The sequence below is a fragment of the Lentzea xerophila genome (assembly GCF_051094245.1).
Classification (GTDB): Bacteria; Actinomycetota; Actinomycetes; order Mycobacteriales; family Pseudonocardiaceae; genus Lentzea; species Lentzea xerophila.
In genome coordinates this window covers 3,130,897-3,150,412 of sequence record NZ_CP194934.1, presented here as the reverse complement: position 1 = coordinate 3,150,412, position 19,516 = coordinate 3,130,897, and the positions used below count along the sequence as shown (strand labels likewise).

Annotated in this window: 16 protein-coding genes; 7 read left to right on the top strand and 9 right to left on the bottom strand. The window is 69.1% G+C overall.

The window, feature by feature from the left end; translation table 11 throughout:
* Positions 1 to 13: 13 nt before the first annotated feature.
* Genes ACRSBM_RS15210 through ACRSBM_RS15195 form a run of 4 tightly spaced genes read right to left on the bottom strand, consistent with a single transcriptional unit; the run spans position 14 to position 4,818 of the window.
* Positions 14 to 1,153, bottom strand: coding sequence for a Gfo/Idh/MocA family protein (locus ACRSBM_RS15210; protein WP_434453085.1), 1,140 nt, complete (start codon positions 1,151 to 1,153; stop codon positions 14 to 16).
* A gap of 53 nt (positions 1,154 to 1,206) precedes the next feature.
* Positions 1,207 to 2,238 carry a substrate-binding domain-containing protein gene (locus ACRSBM_RS15205; RefSeq protein WP_434444030.1) on the bottom strand — a complete coding sequence of 344 codons (1,032 nt, stop codon included), beginning with the start codon at positions 2,236 to 2,238 and terminating at the stop codon, positions 1,207 to 1,209.
* Positions 2,239 to 2,281: 43 nt separating this feature from the next.
* Positions 2,282 to 3,313, bottom strand: coding sequence for an ABC transporter permease (locus tag ACRSBM_RS15200; protein ID WP_434444029.1), 1,032 nt, complete (start codon positions 3,311 to 3,313; stop codon positions 2,282 to 2,284).
* Positions 3,310 to 4,818 (bottom strand): sugar ABC transporter ATP-binding protein, encoded by a 1,509-nt coding sequence (locus tag ACRSBM_RS15195; protein ID WP_434444028.1) that lies wholly within the window; start codon positions 4,816 to 4,818, stop codon positions 3,310 to 3,312. Before ACRSBM_RS15195 ends, ACRSBM_RS15200 begins: the two co-directional genes overlap by 4 nt.
* Before the next feature lie 761 nt (positions 4,819 to 5,579).
* Between ACRSBM_RS15195 and ACRSBM_RS15190 the strand changes: the two genes are divergently transcribed.
* On the top strand, positions 5,580 to 5,951 hold the full coding sequence (locus ACRSBM_RS15190) for a MerR family transcriptional regulator (RefSeq protein ID WP_434444027.1): 372 nt from the start codon (positions 5,580 to 5,582) through the stop codon (positions 5,949 to 5,951).
* 272 nt (positions 5,952 to 6,223) lie between these two features.
* On the opposite strand, the gene ACRSBM_RS15185 is transcribed toward ACRSBM_RS15190, so the two are convergent.
* From ACRSBM_RS15185 to ACRSBM_RS15165, 5 genes are all read right to left on the bottom strand, one after another.
* Positions 6,224 to 6,703 carry a hypothetical protein gene (locus ACRSBM_RS15185; RefSeq protein WP_434444026.1) on the bottom strand — a complete coding sequence of 160 codons (480 nt, stop codon included), beginning with the start codon at positions 6,701 to 6,703 and terminating at the stop codon, positions 6,224 to 6,226.
* A 147-nt stretch (positions 6,704 to 6,850) separates the two neighbouring features.
* The gene (gene desII, locus ACRSBM_RS15180; RefSeq protein ID WP_434444025.1) at positions 6,851 to 9,223 is read right to left on the bottom strand and encodes a dTDP-4-amino-4,6-dideoxy-D-glucose ammonia-lyase; all 2,373 of its coding nucleotides are present in this window, start codon (positions 9,221 to 9,223) and stop codon (positions 6,851 to 6,853) included.
* Between the two features lie 573 nt (positions 9,224 to 9,796).
* The gene (locus ACRSBM_RS15175) at positions 9,797 to 10,585 is read right to left on the bottom strand and encodes an ABC transporter permease (RefSeq protein WP_434444024.1); all 789 of its coding nucleotides are present in this window, start codon (positions 10,583 to 10,585) and stop codon (positions 9,797 to 9,799) included.
* Positions 10,586 to 10,589: 4 nt separating this feature from the next.
* A complete protein-coding gene (locus tag ACRSBM_RS15170; protein ID WP_434444023.1) occupies positions 10,590 to 11,375 on the bottom strand; it encodes an ABC transporter permease in 786 nt (261 codons plus the stop codon).
* The gene (locus ACRSBM_RS15165) at positions 11,372 to 12,391 is read right to left on the bottom strand and encodes an ABC transporter ATP-binding protein (protein ID WP_434444022.1); all 1,020 of its coding nucleotides are present in this window, start codon (positions 12,389 to 12,391) and stop codon (positions 11,372 to 11,374) included. The genes ACRSBM_RS15170 and ACRSBM_RS15165 overlap by 4 nt, the downstream gene beginning before the upstream one ends.
* Positions 12,392 to 12,467: 76 nt before the next feature.
* Between ACRSBM_RS15165 and ACRSBM_RS15160 the strand changes: the two genes are divergently transcribed.
* From ACRSBM_RS15160 to ACRSBM_RS15135, 6 genes are read left to right on the top strand one after another with little or no spacing between them, the layout of a single operon-like run.
* Positions 12,468 to 13,592, top strand: a complete 1,125-nt coding sequence (locus ACRSBM_RS15160) for a glycosyltransferase family 2 protein (RefSeq protein ID WP_434444021.1) — start codon at positions 12,468 to 12,470, stop codon at positions 13,590 to 13,592.
* A 10-nt stretch (positions 13,593 to 13,602) separates the two neighbouring features.
* Positions 13,603 to 14,583, top strand: coding sequence for a TauD/TfdA family dioxygenase (locus ACRSBM_RS15155; protein ID WP_434444020.1), 981 nt, complete (start codon positions 13,603 to 13,605; stop codon positions 14,581 to 14,583).
* A 42-nt stretch (positions 14,584 to 14,625) separates the two neighbouring features.
* Positions 14,626 to 15,756 (top strand): inosamine-phosphate amidinotransferase 1, encoded by a 1,131-nt coding sequence (locus tag ACRSBM_RS15150; RefSeq protein ID WP_434444019.1) that lies wholly within the window; start codon positions 14,626 to 14,628, stop codon positions 15,754 to 15,756.
* A gap of 20 nt (positions 15,757 to 15,776) precedes the next feature.
* Entirely contained in the window at positions 15,777 to 16,727 is a 951-nt protein-coding gene (locus ACRSBM_RS15145) for an ornithine carbamoyltransferase (RefSeq protein WP_434444018.1), read from the top strand.
* Complete coding sequence (gene ectB / locus ACRSBM_RS15140) at positions 16,724 to 17,971, top strand: diaminobutyrate--2-oxoglutarate transaminase (RefSeq protein WP_434444017.1); 1,248 nt, start codon at positions 16,724 to 16,726, stop codon at positions 17,969 to 17,971. The genes ACRSBM_RS15145 and ectB overlap by 4 nt, the downstream gene beginning before the upstream one ends.
* A 37-nt stretch (positions 17,972 to 18,008) precedes the next feature.
* Positions 18,009 to 19,508, top strand: a complete 1,500-nt coding sequence (locus tag ACRSBM_RS15135) for a glycosyltransferase (protein ID WP_434444016.1) — start codon at positions 18,009 to 18,011, stop codon at positions 19,506 to 19,508.
* Positions 19,509 to 19,516: the final 8 nt, after the last annotated feature.

The window sequence follows — 19,516 nt, the reverse complement described above, 5'->3', positions numbered from 1 at the left end:
TCCGGTTCCTTCCTCAAACCTGCTGCCACGTGCGGGACTCCGCGCTCGCCTCGACGGCGGCGAGGACGCGCTGCACCTGGAGCCCGTCGGCGAACGTCGGCGTGGGGTCGGTGCCCTCCGCGATGGCCCGCACGAGGTCGACGGCCTGGTGGGTGAACGCGTGCTCGTAGCCGAGGCCGTGCCCGGCAGGCCACCAGGCTGCCACGTACGGATGTCCCGGCTCGGTGACCATGATCCGGCGGAACCCGGCGACGGCGGAGTCCTCGGTGCCGTCGAAGAACTGCAGAACGTTCATGTCCTCGAAGTCGAACGCCAGGCTGCCTGCCGAGCCGTTGACCTCGATGCGCAGCGCGTTCTTGCGCCCGTTGGCGAACCGCGTCGCCTCGAACGAGCCGAGCGCGCCGCCGGCGAAGCGCGCCAGGAACAACGCGGCGTCGTCCACGGTGACCGGGCCGGTCTCCCCGGACGCGGCGGTGCCGGACAGCCCGGCGTGAGCGGACGCCAGCGGGCGTTGCGACACAAAGGTTTCCAGCGTCCCGGACACCTCGGTGACGGTGTCGCCGAGGATGAACTGGGTGGCGTCCACGATGTGCGCGCCGATGTCGCCCAGTGCGCCCGAGCCCGCCTTGTCCTTGTCGAGCCGCCAGGACAGCGGCGCGGAGGGATCGACGATCCAGTCCTGCAGGTACTGGGCGCGCACGTGGTGGATGCGTCCCAGCCTGCCCTGGGCGACCAGGTCGCGGGCCAGGCCGAGGGCGGGCACCCGCCGGTAGCTGAACCCGACCATCGCGCGCACGCCGCGCCGGGCGGCGCGTTCGGCGGCCTCCGCCATGGTGACCGCCTCGGCGACGCTGTTGGCCATCGGCTTCTCGCACAGCACGTGCTTGCCCGCGTCCAGGGCGGCGACCGCGATCTCGGCGTGCGTGTCACCCGGCGTGCAGATGTCCACCACGTGCACGTCGTCGCGGTCCAGCACGGACTTCCAGTCGGTCACGGACTCCGCCCACCCCAGGCGTTCGGCGGCTGCCCTGGTCCGGCCGGGGTCCCGGCCGGCCAGCACGGACATCACCGGCCGCAGCGGCAGGTCGAAGAAGCGCGGCGCGACCCGCCACGCCTGGGAGTGCGCGGCTCCCATGAAGGCGTGGCCGATCATCGCGATGCCAAGTTCAGTCACCGTGCGGTCCTCATCATCTCGTCGCTGTCCACTCAGGACTCGAACGCGGTCGGCAGGTAGCGGTCGACGTTGTCCTTCGTGACGACCGGGGCGTAGAGCTGGACCTGCCGGGGGATCTCCACCTCGACCAGGTCGCCGAGGCTCTTGTTCTGCACCGCGAGCCGCGCGAGCCGGATACCGTCGGCGCCCTGCGTGGACGGGTAGATGACAGTCGCCTTGTGCGGGCCGTTGTCCGCCTTGATCTCCCGCATCACGTTGGCCGATCCCGCGCCACCGACCATGAAGAACTCGGTGCGGCCGGAGTTCTTGATGGCGGCGGTCACGCCGACGCCCTGGTCGTCGTCGTGGTTCCAGATGGCGTCGATGCGCGGCGCGGCCTGCAGCAGGTTCGCGGCGGCTCGCTCGCCGCTCTCCACGGTGAACTCGGCCGCCACGCGGTTGGCGACCTTCAGCCCGCAGCCCGCGAGCGCCTCCGCGAAGCCCCTGCTGCGGTCCTGGGTCAGCGGCAGCGAGTCGATGCCGGCGATCTCCGCGACCACGGCGTCCGCCTTGCCCTTCAGCCGGTCGCAGACGTACATGCCCGCGGACACGCCCATGCCGTGGTTGTCGCCCAGCACGGTGGACCGCGCGGCGAACGGGCTGTCGAACTCGCGGTCGACGTTGATCACGGTGATGCCGGCCTGCATGGCCTTGAGCGCGACCGGGGTGAGTGCCGCGCCGTCGAACGGCAGCAGCACGATCGCGTCCACCTTGTCGTTGATGAACGTCTCGACCTGGCTGATCTGGAGGTTGACGTCGTTGGTGCCCTCGACGACGCGCAGCTCGACGTCGGAGTACTTGCCCGCCTCCGCCTTGGCGGCGTTGGTGATCGCGGCCATCCAGCCGTGGTCCGCGGCCGGCGCGGAGAAACCGATGACGACCTTCTCGCCCGGCTCGTCGTTGGCGACCTTCACGCCGCCCTGGTTGCCGCCGCTCTGGGTCTGCGGCGTGTTGCCCGTGCACGCGGTGAGCGTGAGTCCCACTGTCAGTGCGACGGCGAGAAGAGCGGTTCTCTTGTGTGGCATGGGTTTCTGTCTCCCTCGGGTGGCGGCGGTCGTGGTCGCGGCGTCAGGCGCCGCTGCGTCGGGCGAGCCGCTGCTGGAGGAGGACGGCGACCACGATGATCGCTCCCTTCGCGACGGCCTGGGCGGAGATGGAGAGGTTGTTGAGGGTGAACACGTTCGACAGCGTGGTGAAGATCAGGACGCCGAAGACGGTGCCCGCGATCGTGCCGCGGCCGCCGGACAGCAGCGTGCCGCCGATCACGACCGCGGCGATCGCGTCGAGCTCGTACAGCCCGCCGTGGGTGGCGCTGCCGGTCGTGGTGCGGGCGATGAGCATGACGGCGGCCAGCCCGCAGCACAGGCCGAGCAACGAGTAGAGCATCACCGTGTGCCGCCGCACGTCGATGCCGGCGAGCCTGGCCGCCTCCGGGTTGCCGCCGACGGCGAACGTCCGGCGCCCGAACGTGGTCCGGTTGAGCAGCACCCATCCGGCCACCGCGACCACCGCGAAGATCACCACGAGCACCGGTACCCCCAGCACCGATGCGTCGAAGAACGCGGTGAAGCCGGGCACGTCGACGATCTGCGTGCGGCGGTTGGAGATGATCTCGGCGAGACCGCGGGCGGCGGCCAGGCTCGCCAGGGTCGCGATGAACGCCACGACCCGGCCGTAGGCGATGAGCACGCCGTTGACCAGTCCGCAGGCCCCGCCGACCACCAGCGCGGTGAACACGATGACGATCCAGTGCACGTCGTTGGCGATCCCTTGGGTGGCAAGGGTTGTGGCCCACACCGACGACAGCGCGACGATCGCGCCCACCGACAGGTCGATCCCTCCGCCGGTGATCACGAACGTCATGCCGATGCTCACGACGCCGATCACCGCCGCGAGCCGCAGGATGGTGAGCAGGTTGTCGACGTCGGCGAACCGGTCGCCCGCGGTGACCACACCGCCCAGGCACAACAGGACCAGTGCGACCACGAGACCGGTGTTGCGCCCGGCCGGGGAGGCGAGCAGGGCCGAGATGCCGCGGCCGTTGCCCTTGACGACCGGAGTTCTTTCCTGCGTGGCCACGGCGGCGGTGTCCTCGCTCATGCGGCATGTCCTTCCATGACCAGGTCGAGGACCCGGGACTCGTCGATCTCGTCGGCCGGACCGTCGTGGACCACGCGGCCCTCACGCACCACCAGGACCCGGTCGGCCAGGCCCAGGACCTCCTCGACGTCGCTGGACACGATGACCACGGCGACGCCGGAGTCCGCCAGCTCGCGGACGAGCTCGTAGATCTCGCTGCGCGCGCCCACGTCCACGCCGCGGGTGGGTTCGTCCAGCAGCAGCACCCGGCACTCCCTCAGGAGCCACCGCGCGAGCACCACCTTCTGCTGGTTGCCCCCGGACAGACCGCGCACGACGCGGTCGACACCGGCCGGCCGGACGTCCAGCGCCTCGGTGAGCTTCGTGGCGCGGACGCGTTCGGCGCGGTCGTCCAGGAACCCGAAGCGGGCGAACGACGACATCGACGAGACGGTGATGTTGCGGTACACGGCCTGGTCCAGCAGCAACCCCTGGCTCTTGCGCTCCTCCGGGCACAGGCCCATCCCCGCGCGCACGGCCGCGCCGACACTCCCCCGCCGCAACGGTTTCCCGTCGACGGCGACGGTGCCCTCGGCCGCTTTGCGCGCACCGTAGACGGTTTCGAGGATCTCCGAGCGGCCCGACCCGACGAGGCCCGCGAGCCCGACCACCTCACCGGCGCGGACCGTGAGGTCCACCCCGCGGAAGCGGTCACCGTCGGACAGGCCGCGCGCCACCAGCACCTCCCGCGCGGCCGGATCGACCGGTTTCCGTTGCGGGAACACGTTGTCCAGGACGCGCCCGGTCATCAACGCGATCAGTTCCGAGGTCTTCACCTCGCGTGCGGACAGTCCTGTCGCGACGGTGCGGCCGTCCTTGAGCACGGTCACCCGGTCGCCGATCTCCCTGATCTCCGCCAGGCGGTGCGAGATGTAGACCACGGCCACGCCCTGGGCGGTGAGCTCCCTGATGACACCGAACAGCACCCGCACCTCGTCCGGGTCCAGCACGGCCGACGGCTCGTCCATGATCAGCAGCTGCCCGTCCAGCGACAGCGCCCGCGCCATGCTCACGACCTGCTGGTGGGCCACGGACAACCGCCCGACATCGCGGTCGGGCGAGATGTCCGGGTGCCCCAGCCGGTCGAGCAACGCGCGGGTCCTGCGCCGCGCGTCCGCCCGCCGGGTGAAGCCCGCTGTGGACAGTTCGTGGCCGAGGAACACGTTGTCGGACACCGACAGTCCCGCCACGAGGTCCAGCTCCTGGTAGATGGCGGCCACGCCGCTGCGCATCGCGGCGGTCGGGTTGCCGAACGACACGACCTCGCCCCGCCAGCGGATCTCGCCCTCGTCGGGTCGGTGCGCGCCGGACAGCACCTTGATCAGCGTCGACTTGCCCGCGCCGTTCTGCCCGAGCAGGCAGTGCACCTCACCCGCGCGGACCTCGAAGTCGACGCCCTGCAGGGCGATCACGCCGGGAAAGCGCTTCACCAGTCCGCTGACCGACAGCAGTGCCGCGGCCGTCATCGGGTCACTCCGGTCCACGGCCGAACAGGCGCGCGACCACGCGCGGGCGAGCTCACCATTGAGTCCTCCGGGTGCCGGCAATCGTTGTGCCAGCAGGGATTCGTTCCTGAGGAAAGTCAAGCTAATGAGCCTTTTCCGACCCGGTCAAGGTTGCCGGGTGGCGCATATCGGCCAACTTTTCGCTTGACCGGCGGGCGGGCTCGCGGCCTCACGGGTCGCGCGCTCACGGGCCCCGGGTCACGGTCTCGCGAGGGCGTGCCACCCACGTCCGCCGAGACCCGGCGTCCTGATCTCCAGGGGGCACCGGTCCGACCTCGTGGCGCTCCCCTTCCACGCTTCCGCGCGGCCGTGACCAGGACCGACAGGCGCCGCACCACCTGATCGAGAAAAACTACAGCGACGAGGGTAGATATCCTCGGTCGGTAAGGTGTAATATCCTGCATGTAGGTAGAGAGAGAACGTCGTTCGACAAGGCAAGCGCAAGTCAGCAGGAAGTCAGTACCAGAGGAGAAGGGAAGGGTCGCACACCATCGGATCGCCCGCCTCCGGCAGAACACCGCCGAGCGGGTACCGCAGTTCCATCAGATTGGCAGGTGGTCTCCGGTTACGCACAAGCAACGATCCCCGCGGGTCCCGGCTTCGAAGCGGGTCACGCGGACATGCAAAACCGGCCTCACGGCCGGTTGATGGAAGTGAAACCCAACAAACCCTTGGGGCCCCGGTGCTTACGGCATCGGGGCCCCTCGTGATGCGGAGGCGCGATGACCCCTGAGACACCCCGGCCCGAATCCAGCGAGCCGCAGAACGCGGCCGAGAACCTCGATGACGACCACTACCCCGCGTACACCATGGGCCGCGCCGCGGAGATGCTCAACACCACCGCGGCGTTCCTGCGCAGCCTCGGCGAGGCGAAGCTCATCGAGCCGCAACGCTCCCCCGGCGGGCACCGCCGCTACTCCCGCGACCAGCTGCGCCTGGCCGCCCGTGTCCGCAAACTGGTCGACGAAGGCATCGGGATGGACGCCGCCTGCCGCATCGTCACACTGGAAGACCAACTTCAGGAAGCGCGAGACCTCAACGCCCGGACACCGCCCACCCCGGACGAGCCGCACCCGCCTCTTCAGGGCGTGTGACCATTCGGGCGAGTGGTTCCCAGCCCCGGCCAGAGGCAGTCCCCGGCCAGAGGCGGTCACAGCGTCGGTTCAGACCGTCCGCCTGTCCAGCCGGCGCACGGTCCGTGCGGCGGACGACCCGGCGTCCGCCGTGATGAGGACGACTTCCGGGTCGTCCTCCGGCACCAGGAGGACATGCGCGGCGTGCCGGCTCCCAGGTGGTCTTGGTGCGGTGCCCGGGAGCTTGGACCGGGCGGATCTGCCCGGAACACCTGTGCCCTGGTGACGGACCGTCACGACCGGGTGTGGTCGCGCCGGACCTGTGCCACGAACCGTGCCGTCGCACGGGGATTCCGGAACACGCGCAGCTCCGCGCCGCGGGCGTGAGTGGTGAGCGCGTCGAGGAGGAGCGGCCGGTGCCGGCGGCGCCACGACCACACCCAGAGCCAGAAGTCTGCGCGCTCCCGCGAGCGGCGCAGCGCCTGCCAGGCGCAACGCGGGAAGGAGTAGTCGAGCAGCAGGACGGTGTCCGCCCTGCGGAGACGGACGCCGAGCACGTCGTAGGGGCCGAGGTCGCCGTCCATGATCCACTGGTCGGCGGCCGCGAGTTCGCCTTGGACGACCGCCCAGCGGTCGGGTGGGGTCGCCTCCAGGGCCGGTCCCCAGAAGTGCTGGTCGAGCTCGACTACGGGGAGCCCGGTCGCGGTGCCCAGGGTGGCGGCGAGGGTGGACTTGCCCGCGCCGCCACGTCCGAGGACCACCACGCGCTTCATGACCGCGATCGTGCCAGAACGGCCGCCGCCTCAACTCTTCCGAGAGTCGGATGGCTGTTCCACCTCCACAAGGGACACTGGCCGCCGGTGAAACTTCAGCCCCGACGGCAAGGCACCTCATCCGCACGCCGTGGGTCGCCGGCCGGGTCACCGCAGCAACCCCCGGTAGCTCGCCCAGCCCGCGTCCACGTCCGCGTCGAGCTGGCGCAGCCGCGCGGTGACGACCTGGTCGAAGGCATCCAGGAAGAGCTCGTCGCCCTCGATCGGTTCGACCGTCCTGGCCGGGTCCGCCAGGAAGTCCGAGACGATCTCCTCCAGTCCGAGGGTCGGCGACACCCGGCCGATCACGTAACGCAGCGCGCCCGGCAGACCGGGGAAAGCCGCCTCGCGGTAGAGGTAGACGTCGCCACGAAGATCCACTACCACCGATGCCTGCGGATAGCCTCTGCCCCGCATCAGCTCCGGCGAGGAGTAGGGCAGCGTCGCCGAACCGCCCCGGCGAACGGCCTGCAGCGCGTACCCGTAGTCGACGTGCAACGTCGGCGTCAGTTCGGCGGCCCGGTCCTCCAGCGCGCACAACGCGCTGAGCAACTCCACGCGCTCGGACTCCGACAGCCGTCCGCCGTCGCGTCCGCTGTAGTCCTCGCGCAGGGTCAGGTAGTCGATCGGCCGGTCCGGCGCGGTTTCGTTGATCTTCGCGATGTGGTCGATCAGCCGGGGCAGCCGTTCCACCCGGCCGGGCAGCACGACGTAGTTCATGCCGACCCGCACAGGTGCGCCCCGCTCCTCGCGGAGGCGGAGGAACCGGGCCACGTTGCCCTGCACCCGGCTGAACGCCCCGGTGCGCCGGGTGGTCGCGGCGTACTCCTGCTCGTCCAGCCCGTACAGCGAGATCCGGATCGCGCTGAGGTCCCACAGGCCCGGCTGCCTGGTGAGGATCTGCGGCGTGAGCGCGAACCCGTTCGAGTAGCAGACCGGTGCGAAACCACGCGCCGCCGCCCGCTCGACCAGCCGGCCCAGGGACGGGTTGGTCAGCGGTTCGAGGCCGCCGGAGATGTAGAAGGTGGCCGGGTCGTCCGCAGGGGCCTCGTCGATCACCTTGCCGAGCAGTTCCTCGCCGGTGGCGATCTCGGCCGTGTCGTAGCGCTCGCCCTCGACCCTGGCGCAGAAGGTGCAGTGGAACATGCAGACGGGCCCTGGGTACAGGCCGACCCGGTACGGGTGACGGGGCTTGCCCGCCAGCACGGCGTCGAAGACCCCCGCCGACTCCATCGGCAACAGGGTGTTGTGCCAGTACTTCGCCGACTGCCCGGACAACAGCGGCACGCTCAGGTCGGGCACCTGCCCGAACACCTGGATCAGCGACGCGAAGGACTCGCGGTCCCGGCCGAGCCGCGCCCGCAGGTCCTCCAGCGGGGCGAACGGGGTGTCCGCCATCCGCGTCGTGATCGTGGCCAGCTCGCGCGCGAGTTCCGCCACGCCGTTCCAGTCGCCGGCGTGGGCGACGAGCCCGGCTCGTTCGAGGGCGCCCGCGACTCTGGTGCGGACCACCACGGCAACGCGATCGACCACGTCGGCTTTGCCGGGGTCCATCGTGGTCAGCGTGTGCTCGATGTCGGCGATCAACGCGTTCTCGAAAGCCCACGTCCCGTCGAGGATGTGCCGGCAGTTCCCGGCAAGCAGGACCGACCGGTCATCCGCCTCGCCGAGGAACGCGGTCAACGCGCGCACCAGGGCGCCCGGCTGGTCGCCACCGAGAGGTGCCGGTTCGCCACCGGCTCGGGTCACCGTCGCCTTGTCGGAGTCCCAGTCCACTGTGAACTCGTCGGTGTTCACGTACACCCTGCGATGGCGCCCCGTGGAGTTCCGCAGCACCTCGCAGGTGACCTCGACCCCGGCGTAGCCGAACTCGGCCTCGAACCCGTCCTCCTCAGCACGCTGGGAGAGGCTGATCCCAACGGGATCGGACGCTCCCAACAGGACAGTCAGGATGCTGAGCACGTGCGGCATCAGGTCCCGTACGGCCGTGACGCTCAGGTCCGTGGTCCGCACTTCGGTGCCGTAGGTGGCTGACCGCTGCTCACGCCAGACGATGTGCAGCTTCTTCACCTCGCCGAGCAGCCGGCAGAGTTCCGCCGCCCAGGACGCGAGCAGGAACTCGTGGTCGATCGCCAGCGGTGTTCCCGTGCGATCGGCGAGGTCCAGCAGGGCCCGCTCGTCGTCGGGGTGCGCCGCGAACGGCTTCTCCACCAGAACCGGCAGGTTTCCGCGCAGCAGGGTCGTGGCGGCGCCGGCGTGCCGCGAGGGCCGGTTCGCGATGATTCCCGCGTCGAACCCGGCCAGGTCGGCGGGAACCTCTCGCACGACCTGGACCCCGTCCCTGCCCTCTGCCCACCGCCGGCATCTGTCGAGGTTGTGCTCCGTGACCAGGGTGATCCGGTCGGCCAGGCGGTGGCCGAGCACCGTGCCGGCGACGATGCGCCCCCAGCGCCCACCACCTATCAGCAGAACATTGTTCATTCGGCGCCCAATCACTCGCGTGTTCCGGGGTGAACAAGCCGCCGAGCCGATGGTGCGGCGTCGGCCGATTCACATTTCTCAACGCATGAGAGGTGGGAGTGAAGCGGTGACCAGCTGAATCGGGAACCCGCGTCGGCGGATCACCGGTCACATCGCTTTGTGCTCGTAGTGCTCGAGCGGAATACGGTGACCATAACCACGACGTCGGGAAGTGGTCAACCGAGGCCGGAATGTGCGCGTAAACGGGGAACAGCGGCGCGGGAGGCGGCCTGGCGGGTCCGCGTACAACCGACCGGTGTGAGCGCGGAGGACGTCATCGCCGCCCTGCGGGCGCTGGGGAAACCCGTCGCCACGGCTCTGGGAATCCGGCAGGCTACCGCTGCACCGGCTGGACGATCATGCGGTCGAACCCGAGGACGGGAAGCGGATCGTGCCGTCCATTCCACCGCGGTGCCGGTCGCGGACATCGCCCCGCAGCATGCAGCGAAGCGGCACGGGTGACGCATTCAATTCCAGCGTTCGTGGCATAAGTCGTCGTTCAACTGTCGTTTTCCGGCAGTCGCACACCACCCTTCAGTTGCCCGCACTGTCATATCGGCGCAGCCCTCGCTGAAAGATGACCAGCGCGACCGCGGCGCAATAGACCGCGACCACCGGGGTCAGCAGCCCGACCCAGCCGAGGTTGCCGTCGCCGAGCAGGAACGCGACGGGAAAGAACCCGATGAAGGCGAACGGCAAGACGAAGCCGAGCACCGCCTTGAGCGCGAACGGGTAGATCGACAACGGGAACCGCGCCAGATCGCCGACCTGGTGCACGGCGAACGCGAACAGCGGTTCGGGGCTCGAGAGCCAGAACGACATCGAGTTGGTGGCCAGGTTGATCGACACCTTGATCACGATCGCGCTCAGCAGCAGCACGACGCCGAACAGGGCCGTGCCGGGCGACCAGGCGACGTCCGCGTGCACGACCGCCGTGCCGATCATCAGGCCGCCGATGACGATGTTGCTCAGGCCGTTGATCCCGATCTCGGCACTGCTCGCCTGCAGCACGACCGGGTACGGGCGCACGAGGTAGTAGTCGAGCTCGCCGGTGTTGATCCGCAGGGCGAGGTTCCACATGCCCTCGAAGAACAGCGAGCCCGCGCCCTCGGCCAGCGCCACGGCGCCGAACATCATGAGGACCGGCCAGAAGGTCCACCCGTTGAGTGTCGGCACCTTGGCGAACAGGGCGGACAGGAACACGACGTTGACCACCTGCGTGAGCACCGTGGCCGCCGCCAGGATCCAGAAGTCGGCCTCGTACTCCAGCAGCGCGCGCAGGTGCGCGCCCAGCAGTCGCAGGTACAGGCGGGCGGTGCGCATCGGCTCAGCCTCCGTTGACCGTGAGCCGGCGCACCGCGGCGCGCCAGATCGGGCGGGCGGCGAACCAGAGCGCGAGCACCCAACCGAGCTGGACCGCCACCAGCGTCAGCGCGCGGGCGCCGTCGACGTGGCCGGTGAAGATCAGCGCCGGGGTCGAGGTGAGACCGGCGAACGGTGACCACTGGGCCACCGCGGCAAGCCAGCCCGGCAGGTACGCCAACGGGATCAGGGCGCCGGAGAACAAGTTGATCACGGCGACGCGGGCCCACTGCACTCCCATGTAGTTCTCCGTCCAGAAGCAGGCCAGCGTGCTGACGTAGACGATGAGGAACTTCAGCGGCACCAGGAGGACCATGCTCAGCACGAAGAGCATCAGGTACGGCACCGGGGGTGCGCCGACTCCACCGGCGAGCACGAGCGTGGCACCGCCGACGACGGCCACCACCAGCACCTCGACCCACACCCCGCCGAGCGTCTCGGCGAACCGCGCCTTCTGGTAGTCGACCGGCTTGACCAGGTCCAGCGCCACCATGCCGCTGCGGATCCGGAACGCCATCCGGAAGTCGCCCTGCATCGACACCAGCGTCCCGGCGGCGAACGCCACCAGCAGGTAGCCGCGCATCTGCGGCCAGGTGAAGCCCTGCACCTCCGAGTCCGCCAGCAACACCCGCCACACCGCCAGCAAGGCGACGAGCTGGAAGAACACGCCGCCGAGGCCCAGCAGGAAGTTGGCCCGGTAGGTCAGCGCGCTCGCCGCGGTCGCACGGGCCAGCGCCCGGTACGCCTTCACTGAGCCGGGCCCCGCGCGTTCAGCACGAGCTCGCCGGAGTAGACGCGGCGGATGACGTCCTCGATGTTCGGCTCGTCGACGCGGACGTCGACGATGTTCGCCAGACCGGCCAGTGCGGTGATCGCCTGCCCTGCCGTCATCGCGAACCGGTCGAAGCGCACCGCGTAGTGCGTCGGCACGTCCTCGACGGTGATCTCGGCGCTCGGCAGCGACGCCCGCAAAGCGTTGAGAGGAACCGGTTTCTCGGTCTCGACGTGCAGGACCCGCTCACGGGCGAACTCGTCCTTCACCGCCTCCAGGGCGCCGTCGAAGATGATCCGGCCCGAGTCGATGATCACGAGCCGGTGGCAGAACCCCTCGATGTCAGCCAGGTCATGGCTGGTCAGCATGACGGTGGTGCCCTCGTCGCGCAGGACCCGGAAGAACTCGTGCACCCGCGATTTGACGGCGAGGTCCAGCCCGATGGTGGGCTCGTCGAGGTAGACGACCCGCGGGCCGTGCAGCAGCGCCGCCGCGAGATCCGCCCGCATCCGTTGCCCCAGCGACAACTTGCGACCGAGCGTCGGCAGGATCTCGCCCAGTTCGAGGACCTCGTCGAAGCGGGCCAGTCGCCGGCGATAGGTGGCGTGGTCGACGCCGTACATGTCGCGCAGCACGGCGAACGACTCCCCCACCGGCAGGTCCCACCACAGCTGCGTGCGCTGGCCGAACAGCACCCCGATGCGGTGCGCGATCGCCATCCTGTCGCGCTGCGGATGCAGGCCGTCGATGCGGACCGTGCCCGACGTCGGCACGAGGATGCCGCTGAGCAGCTTGACCGTGGTGGACTTCCCCGCACCGTTGGGACCCACGTAGGCCACCGCCTCGCCGGCCTCGATCGACAGGTCGACGCCGTCGACCGCGACTTTTTCCCGGTATCGCCGGGTGACCAGGTGTTTCAACGCCCCGGCCAGGCCAGGTCCCTTCTCCGGCCGGCGGAACACTTTCGTGAGATTCAGTGCTTCCACAATGGGCATGGCGCGGACACTACCGGGACACCGCTGATTCTTTGACCCGTACCAATGTCCACTCCGTCGTGCTAGAACGGAGCCCATGCACGCCTCGGTCGTCATTCCCTCCTACAACGCGCGCGCATCCCTCGAAGCCTGTTTGAATTCTTTGGACCGGCAACGCCTGAGCTGTCACGACAAGTTCGACGTGGTGGTCGTGGACGACGGTTCCGACGACGGGACATCGGACCTGCTGTCAAGCCTGCCCGTTGAACGCGGAATCCGCCACGAGTTCATTCCCAGAACGGAGCTGTCGAGCAGGGCACGTGCGCGCAACCGCGGGGTGTCCGCGGCAGGCGGTGATCTCGTCATCTTCGTCGACGCCGACCAGGTCCTGCCGCCGGACTTCGTGGGTCACCACATCCGCTCGCACGCCTTGCACCGCGACCTCGTGGTCATCGGACCGCGCCACTACCTGGCGAAAGGCGACTCCGGCGCGGCGGCCGTCACCCGGATGGCGCACGGCCGGGACCATCCGCCCATCGGGGAGAGGGACCACCGGGAGCGGATCTGGGCCGCTCTCTCCGAGAACCTGAACGACATCGCCACGTGCTGGCACTACATGTTCACGTGCAACGCGTCCGTGCGCAGAGAGCACCTCCTGGAGGCTGGAGGGTTCGACGAGAACTTCCTGGGCTGGGGCCTGGAGGACTCCGAGCTGGGCTATCGGCTGCGCAAGCGCGGCCTGCTGTTCGCGTACAACCCGCGGGCGGCCACCTATCACGAGTACGCCGCCGACCCGTCCGCGGACCTGCACTACGAGGAGTGGCGCAGGAACCTCACCTACTTCACGTCCAAGCATTGCGGCCCGGATTCGGCGGTGCAGTGGATCCTTGACAGGAGCTTCGACCTGCAGCATGGTGATTTGAAGCCGCTCGACGCGATACTCCGGTTCGAGTACGCGGTACGCGCACTCGACGGCCGGGTGCCGAATCCGAACAAATGGCTGCTGATCGAAATCACCGAGGCGAACATCTCCAGCGCGCTGGAGCAATTATCGGGGCAAATCGCGTCCGGACCCTGCATCGTCTTCGACTGGACCGACGACGCGGATCTCGCGATTCGCGTGCAGACCACGAAGACGTCTCACGATCTGTTGTATTTCCGAACTCCGGACGCGCCGACGCGCGAGCGGCTTTTCGCGCGGTTCGACGTTTCCAGTGGATGAGGGGACCGAAGTGGGAACTAGCACGAAGCAACCGACGTCGTCGATCGGGCTCCAGCCGCACGAGGCCGAAGAGCTGTGGACCGGGATCGGCGGGCTCGTCGACGGCAGGGACCTCGAGACGCTCACGCCGGACGAGTTCGTCGACCTGGCACTCCAGGTGAACCAGCTCCTGCCCGCCGAGCTGCGCCGCCGCGTCATCGAGTACCGCCGCTACGCGCCGGAGGGGGACGTGATCCTGCTGCGGGGGCTGCTGCCGGACAGCGCCGAGCTTCCCGCGACGGCGGTCGCCCCGTACGCGCCACCGCCTCCAGGGCCGGCGCAGTACGCCTCGTTGCTGCTCACCTCGGTGACGGTCATGCTCGGGGAGCCCTTCAACTACGCGAGCCTCTACCACGGCCGCATCGTCCAGAACATGGTGCCGGTGCGGAAGATGGAGTTCACCCAGACCAGCCAGAGCAGCACCGGCATGCTCGACTGGCACTGCGAGGACAGCTTCCGCGACGACCGCTGCGACTACGCCGGCCTGCTGTGCCTGCGGGGCGATCCCTCCGGGGCGTCCAAGTACTCCCAGGCGAAGGACGTCGACCTCTCCCCCGACCAGATCGCGGTGCTCCGCCAGCCGCGCTATCACGTGCGCCCGGACCCCGCGCACGTGCTGCCGGGCGAGGTGTCGATGCGCCGCCTCGCGATCCTGTCCGGATCGGAGTCCTCGCCGGAGATCGCCTACGACACGCACCACCTGGAACCTCTCGACGAGGCCGACACCGAGGCCGCGGACGCGTTGCGTGAACTCGGTGTGGCGCTGGACAAAGCCGCGATCTCGCACGTGATGGAGAGGGGCGACCTGCTGATCTTCGACAACAAGCGGGTCGTGCACGCCCGCACCCCGTTCACGGCGCGCTTCGACGGAACGGACCGCTGGCTGATGCGGACCATGATCTGCGCATCCGCCCTGACGTTCCGCCGCTGGGGCACGCGCGTACCGGAGTAGCAGCGCCAGAACAGCCGAAGAGCGCACAGGAGGAACGAACACATGGCAGTGCTGCCCGGCACACAGTCCACAGCAGACCCCGGCATCGATCAGGTGGTGCCACCGGAGTACCGGCCGAAAGCGGTGAACTCGTGGGACGAGTTCAACCCGCTGCGGGAGATCATCGTCGGTGACGCCACGCGCGCGGGAGTTCCGGCGCAGACCGATCTCTCGGCCTGGCTCAACGACTATCCCGAGCTCTCACCGTCCGAACGGGAACAGGTCGGCGGGCAGTTCCCCCAGCGGGTGATCGAGGAGACGAACGAGGACCTGGCCGATCTCGTCGTGACACTGCGCGAGATGGGTGTGGTGGTGCACCAGCCGCCCGCGTCCGATCATGAGCAGGAGTTCGGTGGTCCCGGCTGGCGCACTCGGGGCCGTCACTCGTACTGCCCGCGCGACCTCGCCCTCGTCGTCGGCTCGACGATCATCGAGACGCCGAGCCCGTCGCGTGGCCGGTACTTCGAGCTGTCGAACCTGAGGGAACTGTTCCAGGACTACCTGCTGCGCGGTGCGCACTGGCTCGGCGCCCCGCGGCCACAGCTGCGGGACGAGCTGTTCCTCACCGACGAGGCGGGCAACCCGACACTGGGCGAGGCGGAACCCGCGTTCGAGGCGGCCAACGTCCTGCGTCTCGGTCGTGACGTCTTCTACCAGGTCTCCCGCAGCGGCAACGAGATCGGCCTGCGCTGGTTGCAGTCGACGTTGCGGTTGCTCGGCGACATCCGGGTGCATCCGTTGCGCGGCCTGTACCAGGGCACGCACATCGACAGCACGATCTGCTTCCTGCGGCCGGGTCTGGTGCTGCTCAACCCCGAGCGCGTGCGGCCGGACACCATCCCGGACGTGCTGCGGGGCTGGGACGTGATCTGGTGCCCGCCGATCAACGAACCGGTGGCACCACTGCTGTCCCGCACGCTGAGCACGCCCTGGGTGGGGATGAACCTGCTGATGGTCAGCCCGGAACTGGCCATCGTCGATCAAAACCAGCCGGACCTGATCCGGTTGCTCGAGTCCAAGGGCATCACGGTCGCGCCGCGCCGGCTGCGCCATTCACGGGTGCTCGGCGGCGGATTCCACTGCGTCACCCTGGACACCGTGCGCGACGGCGGTCCCGAACGCTATCTGGACTGAGCAGAGGACTGGGGTTTTCCGTGACTGCTGGACGTTCGAACCGACGACCACTGCTGAGCCTGGCGGACCTCAGCGCGAAGGACATCACGACGATCGGCGACATCGCGTTCCGCTACGGACAGGCGCCGGAGACGTTCGCGGGCCGACTGGCCGGAACGAGGGTGGGCCTGGTGTTCACCGCGCCGTCGACCAGGACCCGGATCTCGTTCTGGAGCGCGGCGCTGACCCTCGGCTGCGACGTGCTGCACCTCGGACAGGCCGATCTGCAGATCTCCACGGGTGAGACATGGAGCGACACGGGCGCCATGCTGGCGAACCACCTCGACGTCGTCGTCGCCCGCACCAACGGCCCGCAGCGCGACCTGGCCGAGCTCGCGGTGCACGTGCCGGCGACGATCGACGCCCTGACCTACGAGGAGCATCCCACCCAGGCGATCGCGGACCTCTGTGCGCTGCGCGAACATTTCGGTGACGTCGAGGGCCTGCGCCTCGCCTACCTGGGCGAGGTGAACAACACGGCTCGGGCGCTGGCACTGCTCGTCGGCAAGCTGCCGTTCGGCGGGCTCGACGTGTACAGCCCGGACGGCTCGGGCTTCCCGGCGCACGAGATCGAGTCGCTGAACGCCATCCGCGGCGGAGAAGTCGTTCGACAGCACCACGAAGTGCCTGCCGCACCGGCTCCGGCCGACGCGGTCTACACGACGCGGTGGCACTCGATGAGCGCTGCCCGTGAGGACCAGGACTGGCTGTCCCGTTTCGCGGGCTTCGCCATCACCAAGGACCTGATGAGGCGCTTCAGCGGATCGGCGGAAGCGGTGTTCATGCACGACCTGCCCGCGGTCCGGGGTCAGGAGGTCACGTCCGACGTCCTGGACGGCAACAGCGTGACCTCGCTCGTGCAGCGGCAGGCGTACCACAAGGCGTCCGCCGCGGCCGCGGCGTTGCTGTGGACGACTGGCGCGTCATCATGAGCACCGCCGAACGGCTCGACTCCGAGGTGCGCAGCTACAGCCGGCGGTGGCCGGTGGTGTTCGACCGGGCGGCGGGGAGCCGGCTCTACGGCGTGGACGGCACGCCGTACCTGGATTTCTTCGCCGGGGCCGGCACTCTCAACTACGGGCACAACGATCCGGTTCTCAAGCAGGCGCTCATCGACTACCTGGAACAGGACGGGGTCACGCACGCCCTGGACATGTGGACGGTGGCCAGAGCGGACCTGCTGGAGACGCTGGAGGAGAAGATCCTCGCTCCGCGGGGGCTGGACTACAAGGTCGTCTTCCCCGGTCCGTCGGGCGCGAACGCGGTGGAGGCGGCGCTCAAGCTCGCGCGCCGGGTCACCGGGAGGAAATGGCTGGCCCACTTCAGCAACGCGTTCCACGGCATGACCCTGGGAGCGCTCTCGGTGAACGGCAGCCCGGCGATCCGCCGCAGTGCCGGGGTCCCACTTCCGAACCGCGTGGAACTGCCCTACGACGAGCACAGCGCCGGCATCGCGGACGTCGAGGGACTGCTGGCGGCCTCCGCCGGCGGCCTCGGCGGGACGGCCGCCGTCATCGTGGAGACCGTGCAGGGCGAAGGCGGGATCAACGTCGCCCGCGCCGGGTGGCTGCGGAATCTCGCCGACGTGTGCCGGGCTCACGGCATCCTCCTCATCGTCGACGACATCCAGATGGGTTGCGGTCGCGTCGGTTCCTTCTTCAGCTTCGAGGACGCCGGGATCGAGCCGGACATCGTGTGCCTGTCGAAGAGCATCAGCGGCTACGGGCTGCCGATGGCGCTCACGCTGGTCCGGCCCGAGCTGGACGTGTGGAAGCCGGCGGAGCACAACGGCACCTTCCGCGGGTTCAGCCTGGCGTTCGTGACCGCGGCCGAGGCGCTGCGCGCCTACTGGAGCGACGACCGGCTCGAGAAGTCCACCAGGGCCAAGGGCGAACGCGTCGCCGGCGGGCTCGAGCAGATCGCGGCGTCCTATCCCGAGGCGGGGCTGACGGCCTGGGGCCGTGGCCTCGTCTGGGGCCTGCGCACCGCGGGCGGCGAGATGGCCGGCCAGGTGAGCACCGCGGCGTTCGAGCGGGGTCTGCTGGTGGAGACCTGTGGTGCGGAGGGCGAGGTCGTGAAGCTCCTGCCGCCACTCACCGTCTCCACCGGCGACATCGACCGCGCGCTGGAAACCCTTGACGCGGCTGTGAAATCAGCTCTCGCCGGGCGTACCTGAACCGGACGGCACCGACATCGGATCTGGGGAAAAGTACATGTCGAACCACGATGACGTACTGGTGCTGACCACCCGGGAGAAGGACTGGTGGTGGAGCATGCAGGAGATCTTCCCGTCCATCGAGCGCGTCTGGGCGGACATCGGCCGGTTCAAGCCGGAGAACGTCCGCACCCTGTGCGTGCCCGTCCTGCCGGAGATCCAGCGGGACGTCGAAGCCACCGCCGCGCGGTTGAAGGTCATCGTCCTGATCACCGTGATACCGGCGACCGTGGAGATCGCACTCCGCCTGCGCTCGCAGTTGGGGGTGGACGCGCCGATGATCCTCTACGTCCACGGCGACTCCACCGAGGGCTTTCACGCCTTCGGTGATCTCCCGGACGCCCTGACCGAGAAGGACGTGTTCGTGACGTCCTCCGAGTCGGAAGCGGCCGCGACCCGTCTTTGCTTCCCGAACGCCCAGGTCCGCGTCATCCCGTTCCCCCTGGTGGACCAGTTCAAGCTCAACGGCGGGGAACGGGAGACCAGGCCCCGGACCACCCGGCTGGCCTACGTCGGGCGCGTCGCGGAGCAGAAGAACCTGCACACGGTGTTGCTCGCCATGTGGATCCTGCGCACCTCGCACGACTCCGCGCCGACGATCACGTTCGACGTCTTCGGCGGCGACAACAGCGGTGGCAGTCCGATGATGGGCATCAAACATCCGGACTACGGCGCGTTCCTGCGAGAGCTCGCGGAGACGTTGGGCCTGGGCGACGTGGTGACGTGGCACGGGACCAAACCGCGGGACTGGCTGTTCTACAACGTGCACCTTGAGCCGTACATCTTCGTGCATCCGACGTTGCTCTCCGACGAGAACTTCGGCGCGTCCATCCTGGCGTCCCTGGTCAACGGTCATCAGGTGGTGACGTCGGAATGGGGCGGTCCCCGCGGGTGGCAGGAGTGGTTTCCCCAGCAGCTGACGCTGGTGCCCGTCCGCCGGTCGGTCAGAGGGCCTGTCGTGGACCCCGTCGCGCTGGCGGACGCCGTCCTGGGGGCGGTGCACAGGATGTCGACCGTTGTCGTGGAGGACGCCGCCCTCGAGCGGGCCCGCGTCGAGTTCTCGGCGAGCGCTGTGGCCACGCGGACCTACGACATCGTCGATGGGCTGCACGGCGATCCCGCGCCGCTGAAGAAGTCGCCGGTCCTGGAGCACCTCGACGAGCGGAGGGCGTTGCTCGGCGGTGGGCGCAGGATCTACGAGGACTACGAAGACCCTGCCGCACAGGTCTTCTTCGAGGCTTACGGCATGAAGGAACCGCTCACGTTCGACGAGGATGCCTCCTACGTCCTCGTGCCGTGGGTGAGCTACTCCGGCCAGGTCCTGCGAATCGATGACCCGCATCGCGGGCCGCGGAGTTTCACCGTCGACGCGGAGGGCTCCGCACCGGTGGATGTCGCGATGTGCCCTTCCCTGAAGACGTGTCGCCTGCCGGAGAGCCTTCTCCGGGAACTCGTGGCTCAGGGGTACGCATTTCCACTTCCGTTGGCGCACCGTTAAGGATTCCA